This window comes from Streptomyces sp. NPDC048111 (genome assembly GCF_043202815.1).
Taxonomy (GTDB): Bacteria; Actinomycetota; Actinomycetes; order Streptomycetales; family Streptomycetaceae; genus Streptomyces.
Window position 1 is genome coordinate 225,014 of the sequence record NZ_JBIDBD010000007.1, and the last position, 19,953, is coordinate 244,966.

19 protein-coding genes and 1 pseudogene are annotated in these 19,953 nt (G+C 69.3%); 11 read left to right on the forward strand and 9 right to left on the reverse strand.

Translation table 11 applies throughout. The annotated features are described in order from the left end of the window. Positions 1–88 precede the first annotated feature (88 nt). The gene (locus ACGF3I_RS15720; protein ID WP_393132183.1) at positions 89–1,657 is read left to right on the forward strand and encodes a M12 family metallo-peptidase; all 1,569 of its coding nucleotides are present in this window, start codon (positions 89–91) and stop codon (positions 1,655–1,657) included. Between the two features lie 304 nt (positions 1,658–1,961). Next, a complete protein-coding gene (locus ACGF3I_RS15725) occupies positions 1,962–2,597 on the forward strand; it encodes a hypothetical protein (RefSeq protein ID WP_393132185.1) in 636 nt (211 codons plus the stop codon). Between the two features lie 276 nt (positions 2,598–2,873). Here the strand turns inward: ACGF3I_RS15725 and ACGF3I_RS15730 are convergent, their stop codons facing one another. From ACGF3I_RS15730 to ACGF3I_RS15740, 3 genes are all read right to left on the reverse strand, one after another. Continuing rightward, the gene (locus ACGF3I_RS15730) at positions 2,874–3,167 is read right to left on the reverse strand and encodes a hypothetical protein (protein ID WP_393132186.1); all 294 of its coding nucleotides are present in this window, start codon (positions 3,165–3,167) and stop codon (positions 2,874–2,876) included. Positions 3,168–3,228: 61 nt separating this feature from the next. Beyond that, positions 3,229–3,438, reverse strand: coding sequence for a hypothetical protein (locus ACGF3I_RS15735; protein ID WP_393132188.1), 210 nt, complete (start codon positions 3,436–3,438; stop codon positions 3,229–3,231). Between the two features lie 37 nt (positions 3,439–3,475). Continuing rightward, positions 3,476–4,189, reverse strand: a complete 714-nt coding sequence (locus tag ACGF3I_RS15740) for a DUF998 domain-containing protein (RefSeq protein ID WP_393132190.1) — start codon at positions 4,187–4,189, stop codon at positions 3,476–3,478. A 284-nt stretch (positions 4,190–4,473) separates the two neighbouring features. Between ACGF3I_RS15740 and ACGF3I_RS15745 the strand changes: the two genes are divergently transcribed. From ACGF3I_RS15745 to ACGF3I_RS15760, 4 genes are all read left to right on the forward strand, one after another. Beyond that, positions 4,474–5,097, forward strand: coding sequence for a LysE family translocator (locus ACGF3I_RS15745; protein ID WP_393132191.1), 624 nt, complete (start codon positions 4,474–4,476; stop codon positions 5,095–5,097). A gap of 234 nt (positions 5,098–5,331) precedes the next feature. Then, complete coding sequence (locus tag ACGF3I_RS15750) at positions 5,332–5,700, forward strand: hypothetical protein (protein WP_393132193.1); 369 nt, start codon at positions 5,332–5,334, stop codon at positions 5,698–5,700. A 509-nt stretch (positions 5,701–6,209) separates the two neighbouring features. Beyond that, positions 6,210–7,262, forward strand: coding sequence for a hypothetical protein (locus ACGF3I_RS15755; RefSeq protein ID WP_393132195.1), 1,053 nt, complete (start codon positions 6,210–6,212; stop codon positions 7,260–7,262). 20 nt (positions 7,263–7,282) lie between these two features. Further along, positions 7,283–7,771, forward strand: a complete 489-nt coding sequence (locus tag ACGF3I_RS15760; RefSeq protein WP_393132197.1) for a hypothetical protein — start codon at positions 7,283–7,285, stop codon at positions 7,769–7,771. Positions 7,772–8,033: 262 nt separating this feature from the next. Here ACGF3I_RS15760 and ACGF3I_RS15765 read toward each other — a convergent pair whose 3' ends face one another. Continuing rightward, positions 8,034–8,399: a hypothetical protein gene (locus ACGF3I_RS15765; RefSeq protein WP_393132199.1), complete on the reverse strand. Its 366-nt coding sequence runs from the start codon at positions 8,397–8,399 to the stop codon at positions 8,034–8,036. A 1,037-nt stretch (positions 8,400–9,436) separates the two neighbouring features. Here ACGF3I_RS15765 and ACGF3I_RS15770 point away from each other — a divergent pair. The 3 genes from ACGF3I_RS15770 to ACGF3I_RS15780 all read left to right on the forward strand — a co-directional run bounded on the left by ACGF3I_RS15770 (position 9,437) and on the right by ACGF3I_RS15780 (position 12,580). Further along, a complete protein-coding gene (locus ACGF3I_RS15770; RefSeq protein ID WP_393132201.1) occupies positions 9,437–9,646 on the forward strand; it encodes a hypothetical protein in 210 nt (69 codons plus the stop codon). A 131-nt stretch (positions 9,647–9,777) separates the two neighbouring features. Then, positions 9,778–10,473: a restriction endonuclease gene (locus ACGF3I_RS15775; RefSeq protein WP_393132297.1), complete on the forward strand. Its 696-nt coding sequence runs from the start codon at positions 9,778–9,780 to the stop codon at positions 10,471–10,473. Positions 10,474–10,915: 442 nt separating this feature from the next. Beyond that, positions 10,916–12,580 carry an FG-GAP repeat domain-containing protein gene (locus tag ACGF3I_RS15780; RefSeq protein WP_393132203.1) on the forward strand — a complete coding sequence of 555 codons (1,665 nt, stop codon included), beginning with the start codon at positions 10,916–10,918 and terminating at the stop codon, positions 12,578–12,580. Positions 12,581–12,837: 257 nt separating this feature from the next. Here the strand turns inward: ACGF3I_RS15780 and ACGF3I_RS15785 are convergent, their stop codons facing one another. From ACGF3I_RS15785 to ACGF3I_RS15800, 4 genes are all read right to left on the reverse strand, one after another. Beyond that, the gene (locus ACGF3I_RS15785; RefSeq protein ID WP_393132205.1) at positions 12,838–13,368 is read right to left on the reverse strand and encodes a GNAT family N-acetyltransferase; all 531 of its coding nucleotides are present in this window, start codon (positions 13,366–13,368) and stop codon (positions 12,838–12,840) included. 390 nt (positions 13,369–13,758) lie between these two features. After that, the gene (locus tag ACGF3I_RS15790; RefSeq protein ID WP_393132207.1) at positions 13,759–14,541 is read right to left on the reverse strand and encodes an oxidoreductase; all 783 of its coding nucleotides are present in this window, start codon (positions 14,539–14,541) and stop codon (positions 13,759–13,761) included. 118 nt (positions 14,542–14,659) lie between these two features. After that, positions 14,660–15,238, reverse strand: coding sequence for a TetR/AcrR family transcriptional regulator (locus ACGF3I_RS15795; RefSeq protein WP_393132299.1), 579 nt, complete (start codon positions 15,236–15,238; stop codon positions 14,660–14,662). 210 nt (positions 15,239–15,448) lie between these two features. Next, complete coding sequence (locus ACGF3I_RS15800) at positions 15,449–16,006, reverse strand: TetR/AcrR family transcriptional regulator (RefSeq protein ID WP_393132209.1); 558 nt, start codon at positions 16,004–16,006, stop codon at positions 15,449–15,451. Positions 16,007–16,089: 83 nt separating this feature from the next. On the opposite strand from ACGF3I_RS15800, the gene ACGF3I_RS15805 reads away from it, so the two are divergent. Beyond that, complete coding sequence (locus ACGF3I_RS15805; RefSeq protein WP_393132211.1) at positions 16,090–17,247, forward strand: FAD-dependent monooxygenase; 1,158 nt, start codon at positions 16,090–16,092, stop codon at positions 17,245–17,247. A 47-nt stretch (positions 17,248–17,294) separates the two neighbouring features. After that, positions 17,295–18,125: pseudogene (locus ACGF3I_RS15810) on the forward strand (IS5 family transposase). Positions 18,126–18,840: 715 nt separating this feature from the next. Here ACGF3I_RS15810 and ACGF3I_RS15815 read toward each other — a convergent pair. Then, the gene (locus tag ACGF3I_RS15815; protein WP_393132213.1) at positions 18,841–19,368 is read right to left on the reverse strand and encodes a BlaI/MecI/CopY family transcriptional regulator; all 528 of its coding nucleotides are present in this window, start codon (positions 19,366–19,368) and stop codon (positions 18,841–18,843) included. Positions 19,369–19,953: the final 585 nt, after the last annotated feature.

Consider the following 19,953-nt stretch of genomic DNA (forward strand, 5'->3'; position numbering starts at 1 on the left):
GACAGAGCGCTGCCACGCGCGTGAATCGAGCACGTCCTCGGGCACGTCACGCGCGTGAACACCCCCGTGCCCCCTACTCCTTCACCTCATGAACTCTCCCCGCCGCCCTCGGCACGCCCGCCTGCTGGCCGGCTGCGTCGCGGCTCTCGCCATGCTGCCGCTGTCCTCGCCCTCCAGCGTTTCCGCCGCACCCTCCACGCCTGCCAACGCCTCCCTGGCCAGGGAGGGCAAGGAGGTGCTGCGTGAGGACACCTTCCCGCTGCGGGCCGCGGCGTTCGCCGACCTGTGTGACCGCGCACCGTTCGGGGCACCGAGCGAGCACACCTTCGTCTTCTTCGACGACACCCGGATCACCGCGGTCGAGGACGGCGCGGAGGAGAAGGAAGGCACCCTCACCTGGAGCGGCCACGTCAAGGGCCGTCCCGACACCAGCGTCATCGCGTCCGTACGTGGAGTGTGTGGCACCGACCGGCAGGACGACGAGTCCGACACCGCCGTCGAAGTGGTGGCCGACCTCGGCACCCGCGTGTACCGCCTGGAGACGCTTGCCGGGCACGGCTCCCTCCTGCAAGCGACCGAGGAGGACCCGAGCCGTCGCCCGCAGCCGAGCCCCGACGACGACTTGGGCGCGGCCGACCGATCCGCGTCCGTGTCCGCCCCGCACGCGAGGCTGCGCGACCGGTCCCGCGCCAGGACGGGCGACCCGGTGGTCATCGACGTCATCGCGGGCTACACGCGCAGGGCCGTGGCCCAGGCGGGCGGCGAACAGCAGGTCATCAACACGATCGACTGGGCCGAGCGGAAGATGAACGAGGCCTTCGCCGACAGCGGCATCCCCGCCAGTATCGACGTCATCGGCACGTACGACACCGGCTACCAGGGGGACAACACCTCCGCCGCACTCCTCGGCAAGCTGAACAACCCCGACGACCCTCAACTCGGAGCAACCGCGGCCGCGTTGCGCCAACGGTACGGCGCGGACCTGGTCACGGTCGTCAACAGCATCGACCCCGGCCAGTCCTCGGGCCAGGGGGACCTCCCCACGCAGGGCGACTTCAACGCCCGGCACGCCTTCTCCGTCGTCGACTTCAGGTCACTCACCGGCTGGTACAACCTCGGTCACGAGATCGGCCACAACCTCGGCATGTTCCACGACCGGGACACCCTGGACTCCCAGGTTCCCGGCGACGTCTGGCGGAACCTCCTGAACACGCGCTCAGGGACCGGATGGATCAGCCCGCGCGGCACCCTCCACACCTTGATGGCCTACGCGACCTCGTGCCCCACCCGCTGCGTCACGGTCAACCAGTACTCCAACACCGAGAACAGCGTCGACGGCCAGCCCCTCGGCGACCGGAACAACGACAACGCCGCCCTCGCCCGCCTCTCGACCCCCGTCGTGGCCGGCTACCGCACGCTGACCTTCGCACGGACCCGCTACGCCCTCGCCCTGTCCGCCACCGACGGCGGCACCGTGCGGCCCGGCGTCTACGGCCCCTACAAGCCCGGCACCGTGGTCGGCGTCACCGCCCGTCCGCAGCCCGGACACCGCCTCGCCGGCTGGATCTACGACGGGGTCCAGTACGCCCCCCAGGCCCAGGTCAACTTCACCATGGACCGCGCCCACACCCTGCGCGCCGTCTTCGCGCCCGCCTGACCGGCGCGCCGGGCGGCCCGCGGGTGACCTCGACTCAATCGCCCTGCTGAACCCGTCGTTCGGCAACCCCTGCGTCAACCAGTAGCCGCGCGACGCTCTCCCGCCGTGACCGGCCGTCCGTCCCGTCGGCCCCCTCCCGCCGGGCCGGAACGGTCACGGATTCACAGCATGCGCCAAGACCCCGCGTGGACCGCCCCCTCACCCCTTCCGCTAGTGTTTCCCCCTCATGACCTGGGGGTTTCCTGTGCGTACGGCGACGATCGCCATCAAAGTGGTGTTGGTGTGTGCGGCGGTGGGGGCCGCCTTGACCGGGTGTGGGGACAGCCCCACCGCCCCTGCGGACCGACCCGCCAAGCAGCTGCTCGACGACGCCAACGAGGCGATGGGGGCGCTCGGTTCGGTGACCATCGACAGCACCGAGGTCTCCGCCTCCGGGTCGAACTCGTCCCACAGCACGACCGACCGCAAGAGCAGGTGTGCCAACAAGACCACCCACGCGCACGGCGGCGGCACCCTGGAGCAGATCCGCATCGACGAGACGGACTACGTCCGTCCGGACGCCGCCTACCTCAGGAAGGCCGGCTTCGACGCAAGGGAGGCCCAGAACCGTTGGATCAAGACTCCGGCGAGCAAGGCCCAGCCGGGTGACAGACTCGCCTCGTGCCCCTACGAGTTCCGGTCGTTCGGCGTGGCCACCAAGGGAAACCGGGTCACCGTCGGCGGCCGCGAGGCGATCGAGGTGGTCGTGCACGACGAGTCGGACCGCAACGGCAGATTCACCTTCTCCATCGCCGTCGAGGGCAAGCCCTACATCCTCAAGGTCTTCTACGAAGGCACCGACCGCGAGACCACCACGTCTTTCGGCGCCTTCGACGAGCCCCTGGCCATCCGGCCGCCCGCGCCGGCCGACGTCGTGGACGGGGCAACCCTCCTGCACTGAGCGGGTGTCCCGCAGAGCTGGGTGACAACGAAGACTCAAGGACCGGCCGCTCGACGTGGGCGTCACTGGCGACGGCATCCAGCAGGGGGTGCGAGCGCCCGGGCCGGGCGTCGCGAAGGAACCGGAAACCGGCCGGACGCGTTCGTCCCGAAGACCGTCCGTGCATCGCGAAGCGCCCCGCGCGGCAAGTGCCGCCGGGGCGCCCCAGGGCTCAACGAGCCGTCCAGCCAGGCCCGTTGACGCACTGGCGAAGTGCCGAACGTCGCGCGTCCCGAGTCAGGTGTGGGCGTGCCCCGCCGTGGCGGTCCTGCGAGAGGCTGCGTGATGGGCGACCTGCATACCGTCGCGGGCCTGGAGGCGTTGCAGCCACAGGGACGCCACGCCGAGCAGGCCGGTGAAGATGACCATGAGCAGTACGCAAGCCCACATCTGCCGACTGCCTGGGGACTGCCAGGCCGTCCAGGCGGTCGACACGCCCCACAGGGTGAAACCCGAGGCGTAGAAGGCTCGGACCCGGCGCAGTTGCCGTACGGCCCGAAGGGACATGACGCGTTCGGACTTGGTTGCCATGCCGGCCCGTGTACCCCGGCGGCCCCCGTTCAACATGCGCGAGCACGCCTGATATGCGCGGCTACGCAGGTGACTCCTGCGACCCGTGCCGCTCCCCGCTCCCGTCCACGACGCGCCGTGCCACCGCGCCTTGGTCCTCGGTCAGCCCGTCGTCGTCGGCGGGCACACCCAGCGCGGCGCCGCAGTGCTTGCACAGCCGGCCGTCCTCGGCGGGAGTGCCGCACGCCTTGCAGAAGCGGTTGCCGGTGTCGTTCGTCGTCTCCTGCGCCATGGGGCCGCACCTTCCGTTCGGTGGAGTGAAACTGCCTTCAGGCGCCGAGTACCCCGGGGCGGCGATGATGATCGCAGGGATGCCTACGGGCGAGGCTCGCGGCGAGCAGCAGGGTCCAGGCGGCGAGGAGGAGTTCCTGGAGGCGCTCGGCGAGGCCCACCCAGGGATTGATGTGCCACCCCATGAAGCTGAACGTGGCGATCATTAGCCATACGTTGACGGCCCACTGAGCGAGCAGAATGCGATGTCCGTGACGGGCGAGGGCGGGCCACAGACCGTAGCGGCGGGCGGCGACGGTCAGGGCGGTCATGGCGGCCAGGGCGGCCGCGGTGGCCACCGCGCTGGTGGTGGCATGCACGCTGTGGGCCACGGGGGCGAGGCCGGCCGCGTCACGGTCGTAACAGGCACGGTCGGCCACCAGACGACAGCTCAACGGGAAACGCGAGTCCATCACCGTCGCCGCCCCGAAGACACCGAAGGCCCACCATCCGGCGCTCACCCACGGACGCCGGGCCGGGGAACCGGGCAGTGGGAGCGCCGTGGCTGCGATCGCGCAGATGCCGGCAAGCAGGTCGGTCGTGCGATAGAGGGCACCGTGCGGCATGTCGAGGGCGGCGAGTCCGCTGACGTACGTGTGCAGCGGGTCGGGCCCGGCCATCAGCAGGAATTCGGTGAGCCACGCCGAGTACAGCAACACACTGGCTGCGAGCAGGACACTGACCGCGTCCGAGCCGCGGAAGAAGCGGAGCATACGCCTCACTCTGGTACGGGACCCGGCCCCACGGGGCGGGGCTCGCCGAAACAGGCCGCGGCAAGCGCCCGGAGCAGTGTCGCCGTGCGCAGGGCCGGGCGCCGCTGCCGGCGGCCGTAGGCAGTCTCTGGTGACCCGGTGCCTCTGGTGACCCGATGCCTCGGGAGGAACGGTGCCTTCGGAGGTCCGGATGGCGGATACGGGCTCCGATCGGCCCAGACCCTGGCACAGTGGTGCCGTCACAGGAGCAGGAGTGCTGCTCGGGCCAGGGGGAGTGGACGTCCATGAGTGTCGAGTTCTTCATCACCGCCTTCATCATCGTGGTCTCGCCCGGAACCGGCGCGGTGTACACCGTCGGTACCGGACTGACCCGCGGGTTCCGCATGTCGGTGGTGGCGGCCTTCGGCTGCACCCTCGGCATCGTCCCGCACCTCGCCGCGGCGATCGCTGGACTGGCGGCGATCCTGCACACCAGCGCGCTGGCCTTCGAGAGCTTCAAGTGGGCGGGCGTGGGCTACCTGCTCTTCCTCGCCTGGCAGACCCTGCGCGAGAAGGGGGCCATGAAGATCGAGACCGAGGGGACGAGCCAGGCGCGCGACAGGTCGGCCGCGGAGGTCACGTGGACCGCCGTCCTCATCAACTTCCTCAACCCGAAGCTGTCCATGTTCTTCCTGGCGTTCCTGCCCCAGTTCGTCCCGGCGGGCACTCCCCACACGCTGCCGCGGATGCTTGAGCTGTCGGCCATCTTCATGATCATGACCTTTGTCGTCTTCGTGATCTACGGCGCCTTCGCCGCCGCCGTCCGCGACCACATCATTTCCCGTCCGAAGGTTCTGGCCTGGATGCGTCGGACCTTCGCCGCGGCCTTCGTCGGCCTCGGCTGCCAGTTGGCGGTCGCCAGCCGCTGACGGCCGGTCGCCGCTGCCCGCGGTGCCTTGGGCGGGGCGTGGATCCGGGCCCGCGAGGGCGCGGACGTGGCCATCGTCCACCTCCCCGAGGAGCAGCCCGACACGCGCTGGAGACGAAGGCGGCGGTAAAGAAGGAAGACCCGCGCCTGCCGGCCGGCGGTCGAGACGGGCGGCGGCTCGTCCAGAACCGCCACCCCCCTGGAACTTCAGCACGCCGAACAGGTTGGATGGCCCGTGGTGAGACGCAAGCGGGAGAAGGAAAAGCGCCCTGCCCTGGGTGTGCCGAACAGCATCGCCCTCTTCGCCACACCGATGGGCTGGCGCCACAGTGTCGCCACCGTGGACGGCGGGATGCACTGCGGGCACCTCGCCGACGTCCCGGCCACGGCGGACCCGGTCGAGGCATGCGCCGCCGCAGAGGCGATGGTGAAGGGACTTGCGTACCACTTCCACGGAATACGCGCGGACGTGATCTGGGAGTCACCCCTGGAACCCGGATCCTGGACCGCCGAGGTCATCGCGGAGGTCGACGGAGCGACCACAACCCCTCACGACTCCTGCCACCCATGCGCTGCCTGCGCTTCGAACGCGTCCGCTGGTTGAACTCCCGGCCCCGGCAGGCCAATTGGTTGACGTGCGTTGCGCCGCAGCCCCGCGCCAACACGCCGTGCCGAACGGGTGCGACAACCACCGGTCCGCAGGCGGCGCGGCGCTGGTGCCACCGGGGGCGGTGACGAGCACGCCGACCGGCCCGGCTGGGCTCACGGACGGCCCGGTGCGGTGATCTGCGAGTCCACGCGAGACGGGGTAGCCAACGTGTCCCCAAGCGCGACGGGGCGTGCCCACATGCCGCTCCAGCGATCGCCGGGATTCGCTGCCCTCCATGGGGCCGTTCGGCGGGCGTGCGCGTTCGGTCGGTGGCGCCGACGTGCCCCGCGTGCTCCTGCCACGGTGAGCGTGGCGTGTTTGCCGTGACGCTGCGTGATCACGAAGCTCGTCGTGTCGGTGAGCCGGTCCCGGTTCGCCGTGTCACCGTGTGAAGGAGCGTCATGTTCGGACCCGCATCAGCGACAAGGGCACGCCCCGGCCCGGGGAAGAGGAGGCGGCGTCGAGTGCCGGCTCTCGCACTGGGACTGGCCGTACTTCTGCCGATGCTCACCGCCGAGCGGGCTCCCGCCGACGAGGCGCGCAGCACGGACAAGGCTTTCGCCAACCCGTACAGCATCCCCTGCAACGGGGTGCAGTACGCGGTCCGCAATGGGTACTCCGCCGTCTACACCGAGCCTCTGGACACCCAGACCATCGACGAGGGGGACACGCTGCCACGCACGCTGCAGCTGTCGGAGTCGAAGTCGACGAAGAACACCGTGTCCGACACGCACGGATTCAGCGCCAAGCTGGGCGGCAAACTCATCTCGCCGGGCAAGCTCTTCGAGGCAGGCCTGGAAGTCACGTACTCCTACCAGCACCAGGTGTCCGAGGAGAAGTCCTCTACCTTCGGCACGTCCCACACACTGACGATCAAGCCCACCGGCAGATCGCGGATCGACGCGACGGCCCGCTTCATCAAGGTGCAGGCGCGGGGCGACTACTGGGTGCGCGAGGGCGCGGGCTGCATTCCGAAGCGGACCAGGGACCGCATCAGCATGGACACCGTGGTCTCCAAGGGCTGGTACCTCAAGTGCGGTAACGGCCCGTGCGTTTCGGGCCGGGACTACGAGGGGCCGAAGGTCGAGCCCCGGCCGAAGCCGCAACCCGGAGACGTGTCGGCGTTCTTGGACCGGGAGGAGAACGAGCTGCGGGGCAAGGACGTCGTGGGCTGTCACAGCGAGGGCGACCTGTGCGACTTCTGGATTCCCGAGCAGTGCCGTGTCGACCTGCGCGACGCGGACAAGGGCACCTGGCACCTCTGGGACTACCGCGCGACCCTCTGGTGCCCCCCGACCGCACCGTTCCGCGCCTACCGCGTCGTGACCGTCAACGGGCAGCCCGGAGCCGGCGCGAACAACAGCCGGCCCACCCAGGAACCGGGATTCCGTGCCGACCGGGAAACCCCCTGCTGGACCGGAACCTCCTGCGATCTGGGACGGGTGGCCTACCACGACCTCCGATGGCTTCCGCTGCGCCCGGAGACCAGCGTCAGCGCCCTCATTCCCCTGTACTGAACGGAAGCCGCGAACCAGCCATGAAGCCACGCCTCATCCTCTCCGTCATCGCCCTGGTCGGCGCGCTCGGCGCCGGTGCCGTGTCCATCCCCAGCAGCACGTGGGCCGTCGGCCAGACAGCCGCCTCCCGCCCGCAGGACTGCTACCAACTGCGCCTGCAGACCCTCCACCCGCCCGCCCAGAACGATTCCTCCGTCCTCCGCTACGCCTTCCAGATCGAAGGCGAACAGGGGCGCCCGGATTGCTCGATCCGCGTCTCGTGGACACAACTGCCCGCAGAGCCAGGGGCGCCGGCCAGCTACCGGTCCAGGGAGTACAACTCCTGGATCGCCGCCGCGAACTCCCAAGTGCCGGGAGAAGTCGCGAACTTGGAGGCGGTAGTCCAGCCGCGCACGCGCAAGAGCGACCTGCCCTTCGACCGCAGCAGCCGCGCCAAGGCCGAGAACTGCTATTTCAGGGGCGAGGACTGCACGGCGCACGACGGAGACGAGCAGATGTACGCCGACTGACGGTAGGCCCGCGCCCTGGCGCCGAGGCATGCGGCGTGTGTGCAGGGGCGAAGGGCGCCAGGGGGCCGGCCGGCCATGGCGTACGTGCTCATCCTCGGACCGATGCGCGTGCGCCGGCCGTCAGGCTGTACGGGGGGTCTCACACTTCCGGTCCGCGGCGTCGCGGCCGGAACCAGAGCCGGCGCCCGGGGCGGGTCCAAGGGACGACGCTGGGCCGGTGGCCTTCGGCATCGTGACCGATCGCGCTGCGTTCGCTCTGAGGTCAGGTTCGAAGGAACCCGGCCGGGTCGGCCAGGTACCTGTCGAGGTCGGGGTCTTCATGCAGGGGCGTGAACTCGTCGAGGATCTGCCACGTCGGGCCGAGTTCGGTGCGAAGGCGCCCGAGCGCTTCGCGTACGGCTTCGTTGAAGTCGTGGCACTCCGCTTCACGCCACGGTCCCGGGTCCGGGGGGTAGTCCCAGTTCAACGAGGTGTCGAAGCGCTCGATCAGCCCCTCCAGGATGTCGCGGAGGTCTTGGGTGACCGGTAGCTGGTCCAGTTCGATTGCGTATCCCCATACCTGTTTGTCCTCGGGCGTGGCCGCCCACAGGACTATGCCGCCGTCGAAGAAGAATCGCGCGGCAGGCATGGCATCGACCTTTCGGTATGTGTCGGTTCAAGAAGCCACCACGGTAGCGGACGAGGCGTGCGCAGCCGACCCGCGTATTCCGGATGCGGGCTGTGCTGCGAAGTCTGCACCGAGCCCGTTCCGAGCCCACGGACCAGCCTGCTGAACCGAGACTGCGGTTTAGCCTCGCCGCCGAGCTATCGAGGTAGTGCCGTAGTGCCCTATGTCGGCGACGATCGTGGCGCACGGCACAGTGCTGGTGAACGGGACGTTGGTCGGACCGTCCTCGGGCCGTACGGGCAGTCGGCGGCCTGCAGGATCGGTGCTGGCGCGCCACCATCAGGAGGCCTCAAGCAGCAAGGTCCGGTCGGTGAAGTGCCCCGGAGGTCCCGGCGTCGACTGCGGCCGCGTAGACGGACCGCAGCTCGACGGCCAGGCCCCTCCAACTTCCTGGAAGGCTTTCAGTCATCGACTGGATCGGGATCCGGCTCCGGCACGGGGTTCCCCGGGTCGCCCGGGCTCGAATAGTCCCCACCGACTTGCCCGTTCTGGTCGCCGCGGGTGCCACACATGATGCCTCCAGAGTTCGTCGGACGGCGCACCATCGGTGCGTCGGCTCCACTGCACTGCCAGAGGACCAGCAACTGCGCGGTCACGCACGCAACTTGCAGGATATGCCCGCATCATATGTATCTGCCGCTCGCATGTGATCATGACCGGGGCGATCCGCTGCTGTAGTTCGACAACAATGGCGCAAGTGAGCAATGTCGATCAGGCACGAAATCCGCTCAGGCGGGCGCCCTCCCGGTCGCGGATCGGCAGCCGTTGCGGCTCGATTGGGCGCGCGCACGCATCCGCGAACCTGGAGCGCCCCGCAGCTCCCCGCAGGCCGGCAATCGGCGCCGATATCCGGACAAGCACCGGCTGGCTTTGTGCCATTCACCCCGAAACGCCCCTCGCATACCGTCACCACGGCGCTACACACAGAAGCGCGGGGTGGCGCCTGGCCCCTCGGCGGAGCGGCAGTGCTCCGGGTGGGACGAGGGGGGCGTGGGGGCTTGCTGACCATCAACGTGGCGTTGCTTCTCGTGGTGATCGTGGTGTGGCGGCTGCGTCGGCGTACGGAGGCCCGTAGCCGTACCGACGAGAAGCTGACCGTCGTCATCGTGCTGGCCCTGGGTGTTCTGATCGCGCCAACGCCGGTCGGCGAGAGCATCCTCAACGTCCTGGGGCAGCTCGCGAACGGCATCACCCACGCCGCGCGGTGATCCCACGCACCAGCAAGGTGCGAGGTGGCACCGGCATGGCTCGCCTCAACGGCTGAGAGCGTGCGGAGCGGGGGAGACAACGGTGGGGAGGGAGCGGGGGAGTGATCGCAGCGCAGCGACGGCGGCGCCGTATGAAGAAGCGGACCCGTAGGCAACTCCAGCGGTGGGGGGTGGCCGTGGGGGCGGGGCTGGCCGTGTGGCTGGCCGCACACTGGGCCGCAGTGTGGCCCGTGCTCCTGGCGGTGCTGTTCGCGGTGGTGGCGGGCGGGGGCGGCTGGACGCTGTGGCGGGCCCACCGGACGGCGGTCGGCAAGGACCGGCAGTGGCGTGCTCAGGAGGAGGCGAGGGCGCGTGAGCTCTCCATGACGCAGGTCGACGCGCTGTCGTGGCAGGAGTTCGAGACGTACGTCGCCGCCCTGTGCCGCCGGGACGGCTGCACCAAGGTCGTCGTCAGCGGTCGCAGCGGCGATCTCGGCGCGGATGTCATCGGATACCTTGCCGACGGTCGCAAAGTCGTCGTGCAGTGCAAGAAGTACGCCCCGCACCGCAGCGTCTCTTCGCACGACATGCAGAAATTCGTCGGCACCGCACGCCCCGAACACGGCGCGGACGTAGCCCTGTTCGTCACCACCGGCCAGAGCTTCACACGGGATGCGCTCGGCTTGGCAGTGCGCCAGAACATCGTGGCCCTTCACCGCGACCTTCTGGGCGCCTGGGTCAAGGGCGCCCACCTGGAATCCCTGATCCCCCTCAACGGCAGCGGCAATGGCGGCGGCAGCGGGGGATCGAAGCGAGGAGTATTCCATGCGATGCGACGAGTGCGATGACCATCACGTGTTGCTCGTGCGACAACGTTATCGGCCGCCGGCAAATAGCGGAGCGCGACAGAGCCCTACAACTCCCCTGACTACCCGGGTACTTGGCGGCCACGCACGGAATGACGTCGAACTCGCGATTGGCAATGCGCGGATCATGAGTCACTGCGTGCCGACAGGCGGGCCGCGAGCGACCGTGCCCGGCCTCGCGGGACGGTATGCGCAGCCCAGCGCGGCAAACGTATCGTCCCGCCTGCGGGCGTCGGGCGCTCAGCCGGAGGCGGTGGCCAGGAGGGGCAACCCCGGCCCGCTCTGTGACAGAGCTGTCACAGAACTCCCTTTCCCGGCCCAACGCCCCTCCATAGGGTTCATTTACCTACCGGGCGTACGGAATTCCGCGCCCGGGCACATTCTGCGTACGTCATTCGCGTACGTCCTTGTCCCTGGGGGGATCATGCGCAGCACCCACATGTCCAAGCGTGCCCGTCGCACGGCGGCCTGTACGGCGATTGCCCTGGCGGCGGTCGGCTCCTTGCTGAGCACGCCGGCGCTGGCCGACACCAAGGGGTCGGCGACGCCCAAGGCCGCGGCTGCCGACAAGGCCGCGCCGCGGTACGACTGGGACAAGGACGGCCTCGGGGACATCGTCCGCAACGGTTCTATCGGCTATCCGAGCAGCTTTCTGCTTCAGGGACTGGCCCAGCAGGACGACAAGACGTATCCGTTGCTGGTCGATGCTGACCTCGTCGGTGCCCACCAATTGGTCACCCCCGGCGATCTGAACGGCAATGGAAAGCCGGAAATCATCACCGTCACCTCCGACGGCACGCTCAAACTGTTCGCCGACGTCAACGACGGCCCCTACCGGGCGATATGGGCCAGCAGCGGTTGGAACGCCTACGACAGAATCGTGGCTGCGGGCGACCTGAGCGGGGACGGCAAGAACGACCTGCTGGCCCGCGGTCATCGCGGAGAGCTGTACCTGTTTCCCGGCACCGGTGATGTGACGGCTCCGTTCGGCGCGCGGATCGACCTGCCCGGGCTCGACTGGAGCGACTTCGACCAGATCGTCGGTGTGAGCGACGCCGACGGCGACGGCGTCGGCGACGTCTTCGCCCGCAACAGGACCGACGACCTCATCTTCTTCGCGGGCACCGGCAACCCCGAGAAGCCGTTCAAGCCGGGCGTCGAGCTGGGCGCCGGATGGCACGCGTACAACCAGCTCCTGAGCGCCGACGACCGCACCGGCGACGGCCTCTCCGACCTCCTCGCCCGCGACCTGGCCGGCAACCTGTACCTCTACCGTTCCATCGGCGGGGGCCACTTCGCGGACCCGGTCCCGTACCGCTCGGGCTGGAACCGGGCGGACATGATCGCGGGGGTGGGCGGAGTCGCCGCGATCGATCAGCGGTTCCTTGTCGGCCGCGACGCCGAGGGGCGCACCTCGTCCCGCTACGTCACGAACAACGGCCAGTTCTCGGCACCCACCAGCTCCGACACCCCGCAGAAGGACAGGATCGGAAACGCCAACTCACTGGACGGCACCGGCGTCGCCGCCACGCTGACCCTGACAGCAGGCCATCTCGTCGTCGACAGCTTCTCTGCGCACGCCGACCTCGGTGCCGGCTGGGACGGCTACACCTCCATCACCGGGCCAGGCGACCTGACCGGCGACGGCCACGGCGACCTGCTCGCCCGCGACAAGGCCGGCACGATGTGGATCTACCCGGGCGACGGTGGGGGCAAGGAGTTCGGCAGTCGCATCAAGGCGGCCGAAGGCTGGAACACGTACAACCGCGTTCTCGGTTCCGGCGACGTCAACGGCGACGGCCGCGCCGACGTACTGGCCCGCGGCACCGACGGCCACCTCTCGCTCTTCCCCGGCACCGGCGACGCCAACGCCCCCTTCGCAGCGCGCCAGGACCTCGGCGGTGGCTGGAACGGCTACACCATGCTGACCACCGTCTCCGACGCGTCCGGCAACGGGACGACCGACCTCATCGCCGTCGACCCGTCAGGACAGGGCTACCGCTACGACGGACAGGGCGCCTACGGCGGCAAGTTCCAGCCCCGCGCCTCACTCGGCGGCGGCTGGAACATGTACAAGGAACTGCTCTGACCCCCACCGCGCCCGGCCCACGCCCCACTCGGGGGAGGCCGGATCCGAGGCGGGCCGCATCCGCAGCGGCGGCGTCACCGGGCGCGGCAGAGGCGGCCCGCCTCCGTCCGGGCGGGCCGCCCTCCCCGCCAGAACTCGGCGGCCGGCCCCCCTGCCGATCCTCGGCACCCTCGCCGACCTCGGCAGCAACCCTTCGGACGGACGGGAACCTGTTCTGCGACACCTGGGTGTGCGCAGCGGCCCGGTCGTGCAACTGGTCACGGCCTCAGCAGTCCGCCCACCCACCAGTCGTGCGGTGTGCCGTCGTTGGCGATGCTGCGTTTGCGCAGTGTCCCCTCGACGGTGAAGCCGAGCTTCTCGGCCACGGCACGCGAGGCGGTGTTCCCGACCATGGCCCACCACTCGATGCGATGGGCGTCGAGGGTGGCCCAGCCCCAGTCGCACAGGGCCCGAGCGGCCTCCACCGAGTACCCGCGGCCGCGCTGTTCCCTGACCGCCCAGTACCCGAGTTCCCAGACGCCGCGGCTGACGAGGGTCAGGCAGTACGAACCGACCAGGGCGCCGGTGTCCTTGCGGAACGCGCCGAGGGTGTAGTCCCGGTCCTCGGCCCATTGGGCGGGCAGCTTCTCACCGATGAGCTGCTCCGCGTCCGTGCGCCGGTACGGCACCGGCACGGGGGTGTAGTGCTGGATGGCCTGGTCCTGGCAAGCTTCGTATACGGCATCCACGTCGGCCAGGGTGAACGTCCGCAGCATCAGTCGGGTGGTCTCAAGGGTCACTGGATCCACCGCGGCAGTATGACTCGCGTCCGTGGTCGGCCACCAGTGAATATCCCGACCCGACCGGGTGGCACCCGCCCCATCTGTCGTCGTCCTGAACTGCCGTGCCAGCAGGGGTAGTTGGGCGTGCAGGTGGGTGGAGGCTGTGCCGCGGGCCCGCCGTCGCCGTAGCGCACGCCCCGAACGGGCCCGACGCCGCGCGGGCGTCGGCCATCAGCCACCTTGCCCGGGCCGTGACGCCAGTCATGCGTGCGGCCCCGCGCCTTCAGAGCGGCGACCCGCGGAGTGTGTGAGGTCCGGTCGGCGAAATGGCTCACGTCCCGGATGCTTCCGATGCGCGCCGGGCCGACTTGTCGATCCGGCGCGAGCTTGCGCGCGTTGGTCGGACCTGAACTGACTTCAGAGCGTCTTGACGGTGCCTCCGTCGATGACGTGGTCGGCGCCGGTGATGTTGCCCGCAACGTCGGAGAGGAGGAACGTGATCAGGGCCGCGACTTCTGCAGGCTCGGTGATGCGGCCGGTGGTGATGCCGAAGGCTTCCGGGATGTGCTGGAGGAACGTGGCGTGCTCGGTCCCGGCTCCCGCCGCGACCTTGCCGCCGAATCCATCGGGGTCCTCCCAGATGGCGGTGCGGACCACTCCGGGCGAGACGGTGTTCACCCGGACACCGCGGGGTCCGAACTCCTCGGCCAAGGACTTGCCGAGCGCGGCGAGGGCCGCCTTGGCCGCGCTGTAGGCGACCGGACCGGCGGCGGGCAGACGGGAGTTGATGGATGCGACGTTGACGATCGACCCGCGGCGCTCGATCAGGCTCGGCAGTGCTGCCCGGGTGGCGCGGACGGCACTGAGCAGGTTGAGATCGATGACCCGGCTCCACTGGGAGTCGTCGGTCTCGAGGAAGCCGACGGGTTCCACGTGATCCCCGCCTCCGACGTTGTTGACCAGCAGGTCGATGCCGCCCAGTTCGGTGAGGGCGCTGTCCATGAGCGTGGCGACGCCCTCGGCGGTGCCCAGGTCGGCCGACACCGTGTGTGCGCCAGTCTCCTTCAGCTCGGGCGTGATGGTGCGGGCGGCGCCCACGACGCGGACGCCTTCGGCCGTGAGAGCCCGGACGGTGGCGAGTCCGATGCCGCGGCTGGCACCGGTGACGACGGCGGTCTTGGCGGTGAGGCGGAGATGCATGACGCTCCAATTCTTGAACCGTGGGTACAAAATGCTGGCAGCGGGCGGTCCCGAGGGGACAGTCGGTCCGGAGGGGAGGGGTGGTCCGGAGGGGAGGGGCGTGGCTGCCGGTGCGGCGTTAGAGGGAGTCGACCGTCGCGTCGATCACCCGGACGAGCCGATCGGGAGTCTCGGCAACACGCGCCATGAGCCGCAGGCCCACGACTGTGTTCAGCAGCAGGCTTCCCCACGCCGCGGGATCACGGTCCGGTGCGATCTCTCCTGAACGTTGCCCCTCCTCGATCAGTGCGCGGAAGGCGTCTTCGGTGCGGCTGAACATGCGCTTCACGAGTTCGGTCGCCACCTGGTCCGTGCCGGCGAGTTCGGCCGCCGTGTTCACTGCCATGCAGCCCCGACGGTCCGGGTCGGCGAGGTCCATCTCGGCGAGCAGCCGCAGAGTCCTGTGCAGGCGAACCTTGACGGGGCCGGGCTCCTCGACCATCTCGATGAGCGCGACGGCCTGGCTGTCGCGGTAGCGGCGGAGTGCCCGCTCGAACAAGGCGTGTTTGCTGCCGAAGGTGTTGTACAGGCTGCCCTTGCCGATGCCGATCGCGTCAACGAGGTCCTGTGGAGTGGTCGCCGCATACCCCTTCCGCCAGAACACCTGCATGGCGTGCTCGACGGCGGCATCCGGATCGAACTGCTTGGGCCTTCCCATGGTCAGCACGCTAACATGATTCTTGACCTACAAGTCAAGAACGGGGTCTGTAACTGCCGCGCTGCGAAGGTGACTTGCTGGCTGGATCGCGTACGTGTCGAGGTCGGACCCGATCACGCTGCTGCTCGGTCAGTGGTCCCACGCCTACCGACGACGGAGGACCATGCCGGGCGGTCCGTGGCGTCGAACGAGCCGGTGCGTGACCGTCATTCAGCGCAGGGCGGCGGCGATCAGGCCCTCAAGCGCCTCGCGCGGCACTTCGCCGCCGCGCACGAGCCGGTCGAAGACCAGCCCGTCGAGGCAGGTCAGCATCGTATGCGTGCGGTTTTCGAGGTCGCTCACGCCGTGCTCGGCGAGGAACCGGCGTACGGCTTCCCGGCCGGCGTTCTCGCGGGAGACGAGGATTTCGCGCAGCTCCGGGTCGCGCGCGCTTTCCACTGTGCAGGCGTAGCGGGCGAGCGAGCGGCGGCGGCCCTCGCCGGTGAGACGTTGCCGGGTGAGCAGGGCCATGCCGTCCACGAGTTCCTCGGCGGTGCGAAAAGGTGGGAGCTGCTCGGCCGTCAACTGCAGTTCGGCTTGGTCGAGTTGAACGAGGCGCATGACGAGGGCGGTGAGCAGCGCGGCGCGGGTGCGGAAGTACGCCGAGGTGGTGCCGGACGGCAGGGCCGCCTTGCGGTCGACCGCGCGGTGGGTCAGACCGCGTATGCCCGTGTCGGCAAGTACGTCGAGGGCCGCGTCCGCGAGCAGGGTGCGCCGATCCGTAGCCATGGTTCCTTTTCTACACCTGTAGCGGCTCAGGTAGGGTCGCACGGAGTCGGCGTTCTACAGGTGTAGAAGGTGAGGGGGCTGCCATGGGCAACACAGCTGTGGTCGTCGGAGGGGGTATCGGCGGGCTGGCCGCTGCGATCGGGCTCCGCCGCATCGGCTGGCAGGTGACGCTGGTCGAGCGCGCGCCGGCCCGGGAAGACGCCGGGGCGGGCATCTCGCTGGCCGCCAACGGCCTTCGCGCCCTGGACGGACTGGGCGTGGGCGAGGCGGTGCGGAAGGCGTCGCGGGGCCAGTACAGCGGCGGGACCCGTACGCCGAGGGGCAGTTGGCTGGCCCGGATGGACGGCGCGGAGCTCGAGCAGGCGGTGGGCACGCCGATCACGGGCATCCCCCGCTCGACCCTGCACCGTCTTCTGCGCGAGGCGTTGCCCGCCGAGTCGCTACTGATGGGCTCCGAGGCGGGCTCGGTCGAGCAGATCAACCCTGGCAGGGTTCGCGTCGGCTGCGGCGACACGGTACTGGAAGCCGATCTGGTGGTGGCGGCCGACGGCGTCGCCAGCAAGGTCCGCGGGCTGCTCTTTCCGGCCCACCCCGGCCCGGTCTACAGCGGCTCGACCGTTCTGCGCGCCATCACCGGCCAGGCCGTGGACCCGACCACCGACTTCGAGCTGACCTGGGGGCGTGGCGCCGAGTTCGGGCACATCGCATTCCCTGACGGGCGCGCCGAGTGGCATGCGGTCCTCAACCTCCCCGCCGGAACGCGCTTCGCCGATCCGTTGGCCGAACTGCGCCGGCGGTTCCGCGGTTGGCACGACCCGATCCCCGCCCTCCTCGACGCCACCCCGGACCACGCCGTACTGCACCACGACGTCAACGAGCTCCGTACGCCGCTCGCCTCGTACGTCGTCGGCCGGACGGCGCTGCTCGGCGACGCGGCGCACGCGATGACGCCGAACCTCGGACAGGGAGCGTGCCAGGCACTGGAGGACGCGGTCACCCTTGCCGCCGCACTCGCCACCGCGCCCACCGTCGAAGCCGCACTCGCCCGGTATGACGCCCAGCGTCGCCCACGCAGTCAGGCAGTCGCGCGGGCTGCCCGGCAGGCCGGGCGGATGGGCCAGCAACTCTCGCACCCGCTGGCGGTGGCCTTGCGGAACACGGCGATGCGCATGACGCCCTCGCGGATCGCCACACGCATGATCCTGCGTCATCACGCTTGGCTTCCGCCGCAGTTGCCCTAGGTTCTGTCGTCAAATGCTGATCTTGAGTGGTGGATCATGGTCGGGTGATACGTCGCCATGAACTGTCCGATGCCAAGTGGGCGCTTGTCCGTCCGCTGCTGCCGGTCTCGTTGCGGGGCCGAAAGCGGTTGGACGACCGCAGGATCCTCAACGGGATCGTGTGGAAGTTCCGGACCGGGGTGGCCTGGCGGGATGTGCCCGAGCGGGACGGGTCGTGGGCCACGCTCCACACGCGGTTCCGGCGGTGGGCCAGGGACGGGACCTTCGAGCGGATGCTCCGGTCGGCGCAGGCAAGGGCGGACGCGGCCGACGACATCGACTGGCTGGTGTCGGTCGACTCGACCGTCGTGCGCGCCCACCAGCATGCCGCCGGGGCCCGACAAAGGGGGCTCCGCAGCTCCGTGCTCGGACGCTCGCGTGGCGGCCTGACCAGCAAGATCCACCTGGCCTGAGATGGGTCCGGCAGATCGCTCGCCTTCACTCTCACGGGCGGGAATACCAGCGACTGTACCCAGTTCACCGCTGTCATGGAGGCGATACGGGTGCCCCGGATCGGTCCGGGACGCCCCCGGGTGCGGCCCGCCCATCTGCTGGGCGACAAGGGCTACAGCTCGAAGGTGATCCGGACCTGGCTGCGTCGGCGCGGCATCAGTCACACCATCGCCGAGCGTGCCGACCAGGTCCGCAACCGGGCCCGGCACGGTAGTCGGGGCGGACGCCCGCCCCGCTTCGGCAAGCAGCTCTACAGACAACGCAACGTCGCGGAACGGTGCTTCAGCCGTCTCAAGCAGTGGCGTGCCATCGCGACCCGCTGGGACAAGACCGCCGAGTCTTACCAGGCCGCCGTCACCCTCGCCTCGCTCCTGATGTGGGCGTGACCGTTGACGCCCCTGAGCGCAACTCGCCAGCGCGACGGTCGGTCCGGGAAAGGACTCCGGTGACGGACGACGAGTACGGCTCTCGTTCGGTACGCGGCAGTGACACCTCGACCAGTTTGCCGTCATAGAGCATCCAGAGACCGAAGCAGTCGTCCTCCTCGTCGCGAACGAGGACTTGAACGGAATACGGATCCGGCCACGCCAGACACTCCAGATGACTCAGCAATCCCCGCCAGTTGTGGCGGATGAACTGGATAACCCACGCGTAACACTCCATGGACGGCACACGCGACCCGTCGAACATGCCGTCATCCACACGTGTGAAGCACTGGTGCCAGTCTCGGCCCTCGTCGGGGCGAGTGAGCGGTTCCATGACCTCTTCAGCCCCTCGCGCCAGGACGATGACCTCAGCATATCTACTCATCAGCCCATGATGGCCGTAACCCGTCAAAGAGGAACCGAGGGCAGATCACATTTTGACGACAGGGTCTAGCACTTCAGCAGCGTTTCGCCATCTGGCCAGGACAGTGGATCAAGAGCATGTTCCTCACCCCGCGCAGGCCTGACCCAGAAGACCAGGCACCAGCCCGAGCCTCTACCGGGCCCCCGACGTATTCCAAGACCTGCTGAGGTGCTGGAACGGCACCCGCACCACCTGCGGGCGCCCCCTCAAAACCACCAGACCCAGACCAAGAACCCAACGAAGCACTACCAGCTAGCTGGCTCGCGTCCCGCGGATCACGTCGTACGAGACCGCGCGTCCCCGCTTGTGGCGCCGGACGTGCCCCTTGGCGACGAGTGACTCCAGGGTGTTGCGGACCACCTGGGGCGTCGGGGTGCGGGCCGGATGCTTCGCCACGAGTTCGTCCCGCAGCTCCTTCGCCGTAGTCGGCTCCTCGTGGGGGGTGAGCAGGTCCAGCAGAACGTCCTGGAGCAGGGGTTGTCGCGCCGCGCTGCGCCGGGCCGACGACGTCGAGGGCCCGACGGACGATGCAGCCGGGGCGCGGCGCCCCGGCGCCGGGGAAGCGGGCTCGTCCTGGGTCTGTACCGGCAGTCGTGAGGCGTCCGCGAAACCCTCGTACCGCTCGGCCAGGCGGAGGATGTCCGACAGCAGTTCCTCCTCCTGCTTCAGCTGCTCGGCTTCCTTGGCCAGCTCTCCCTGGCGCCTGCGATTCTCTTCGAGCTCCGACGCGACCTGCTCCACATATCGCGATCGGAGTTTGGCGGCTGATTGGCTGCTCACAACCGGTCACTCCCTCGATCTGGGTGTTGCTGCGCATGGTATCCAGACCACACGCTCCACAGCGGCGTCTACCCGAGGTCTCCTTCCGATTTACCCACACGTATGACTCTACACAGGACGCGTACTGCGTGTGTCTCGCTGGGCATGGTCCCGGCGTCACGCGCGAAAAGCTGTGCCGCGGGTTCGGGAGCCCGCGGGTGGGCGCTGGTCGCCGCCGTCCACGGGCGGGATCGCGCGCACGACGTGTCCAGAGGCTGCCTCGTCGTGCGGAACCAGAGTTCACACGTGTGCCCTCTGGAGGTGCCTCGTATGAGGTTGGTTGACATGTCGATTGAATACGTGTCAGCATCGCGCTCCCTGGAAGGGTAGGTGCCTGCGCGTCGGCGTCCGTGGTGTCGGTTCTCCAACTGTGAGGCCGACAAGGGAAGTTCACGGTTGTCATATCGGGTGGCACGGTCCTGTGCCGCGCCGGCCCGCCTGTCCAGATCCCTCATCTCACGACCATCCCCACGACGTCGACCGCCACCGATCCGCCCCGTCCCGCCCCGTCCCGTGAACCGTCGAACCGCCCGTGGCGGTCGGTCC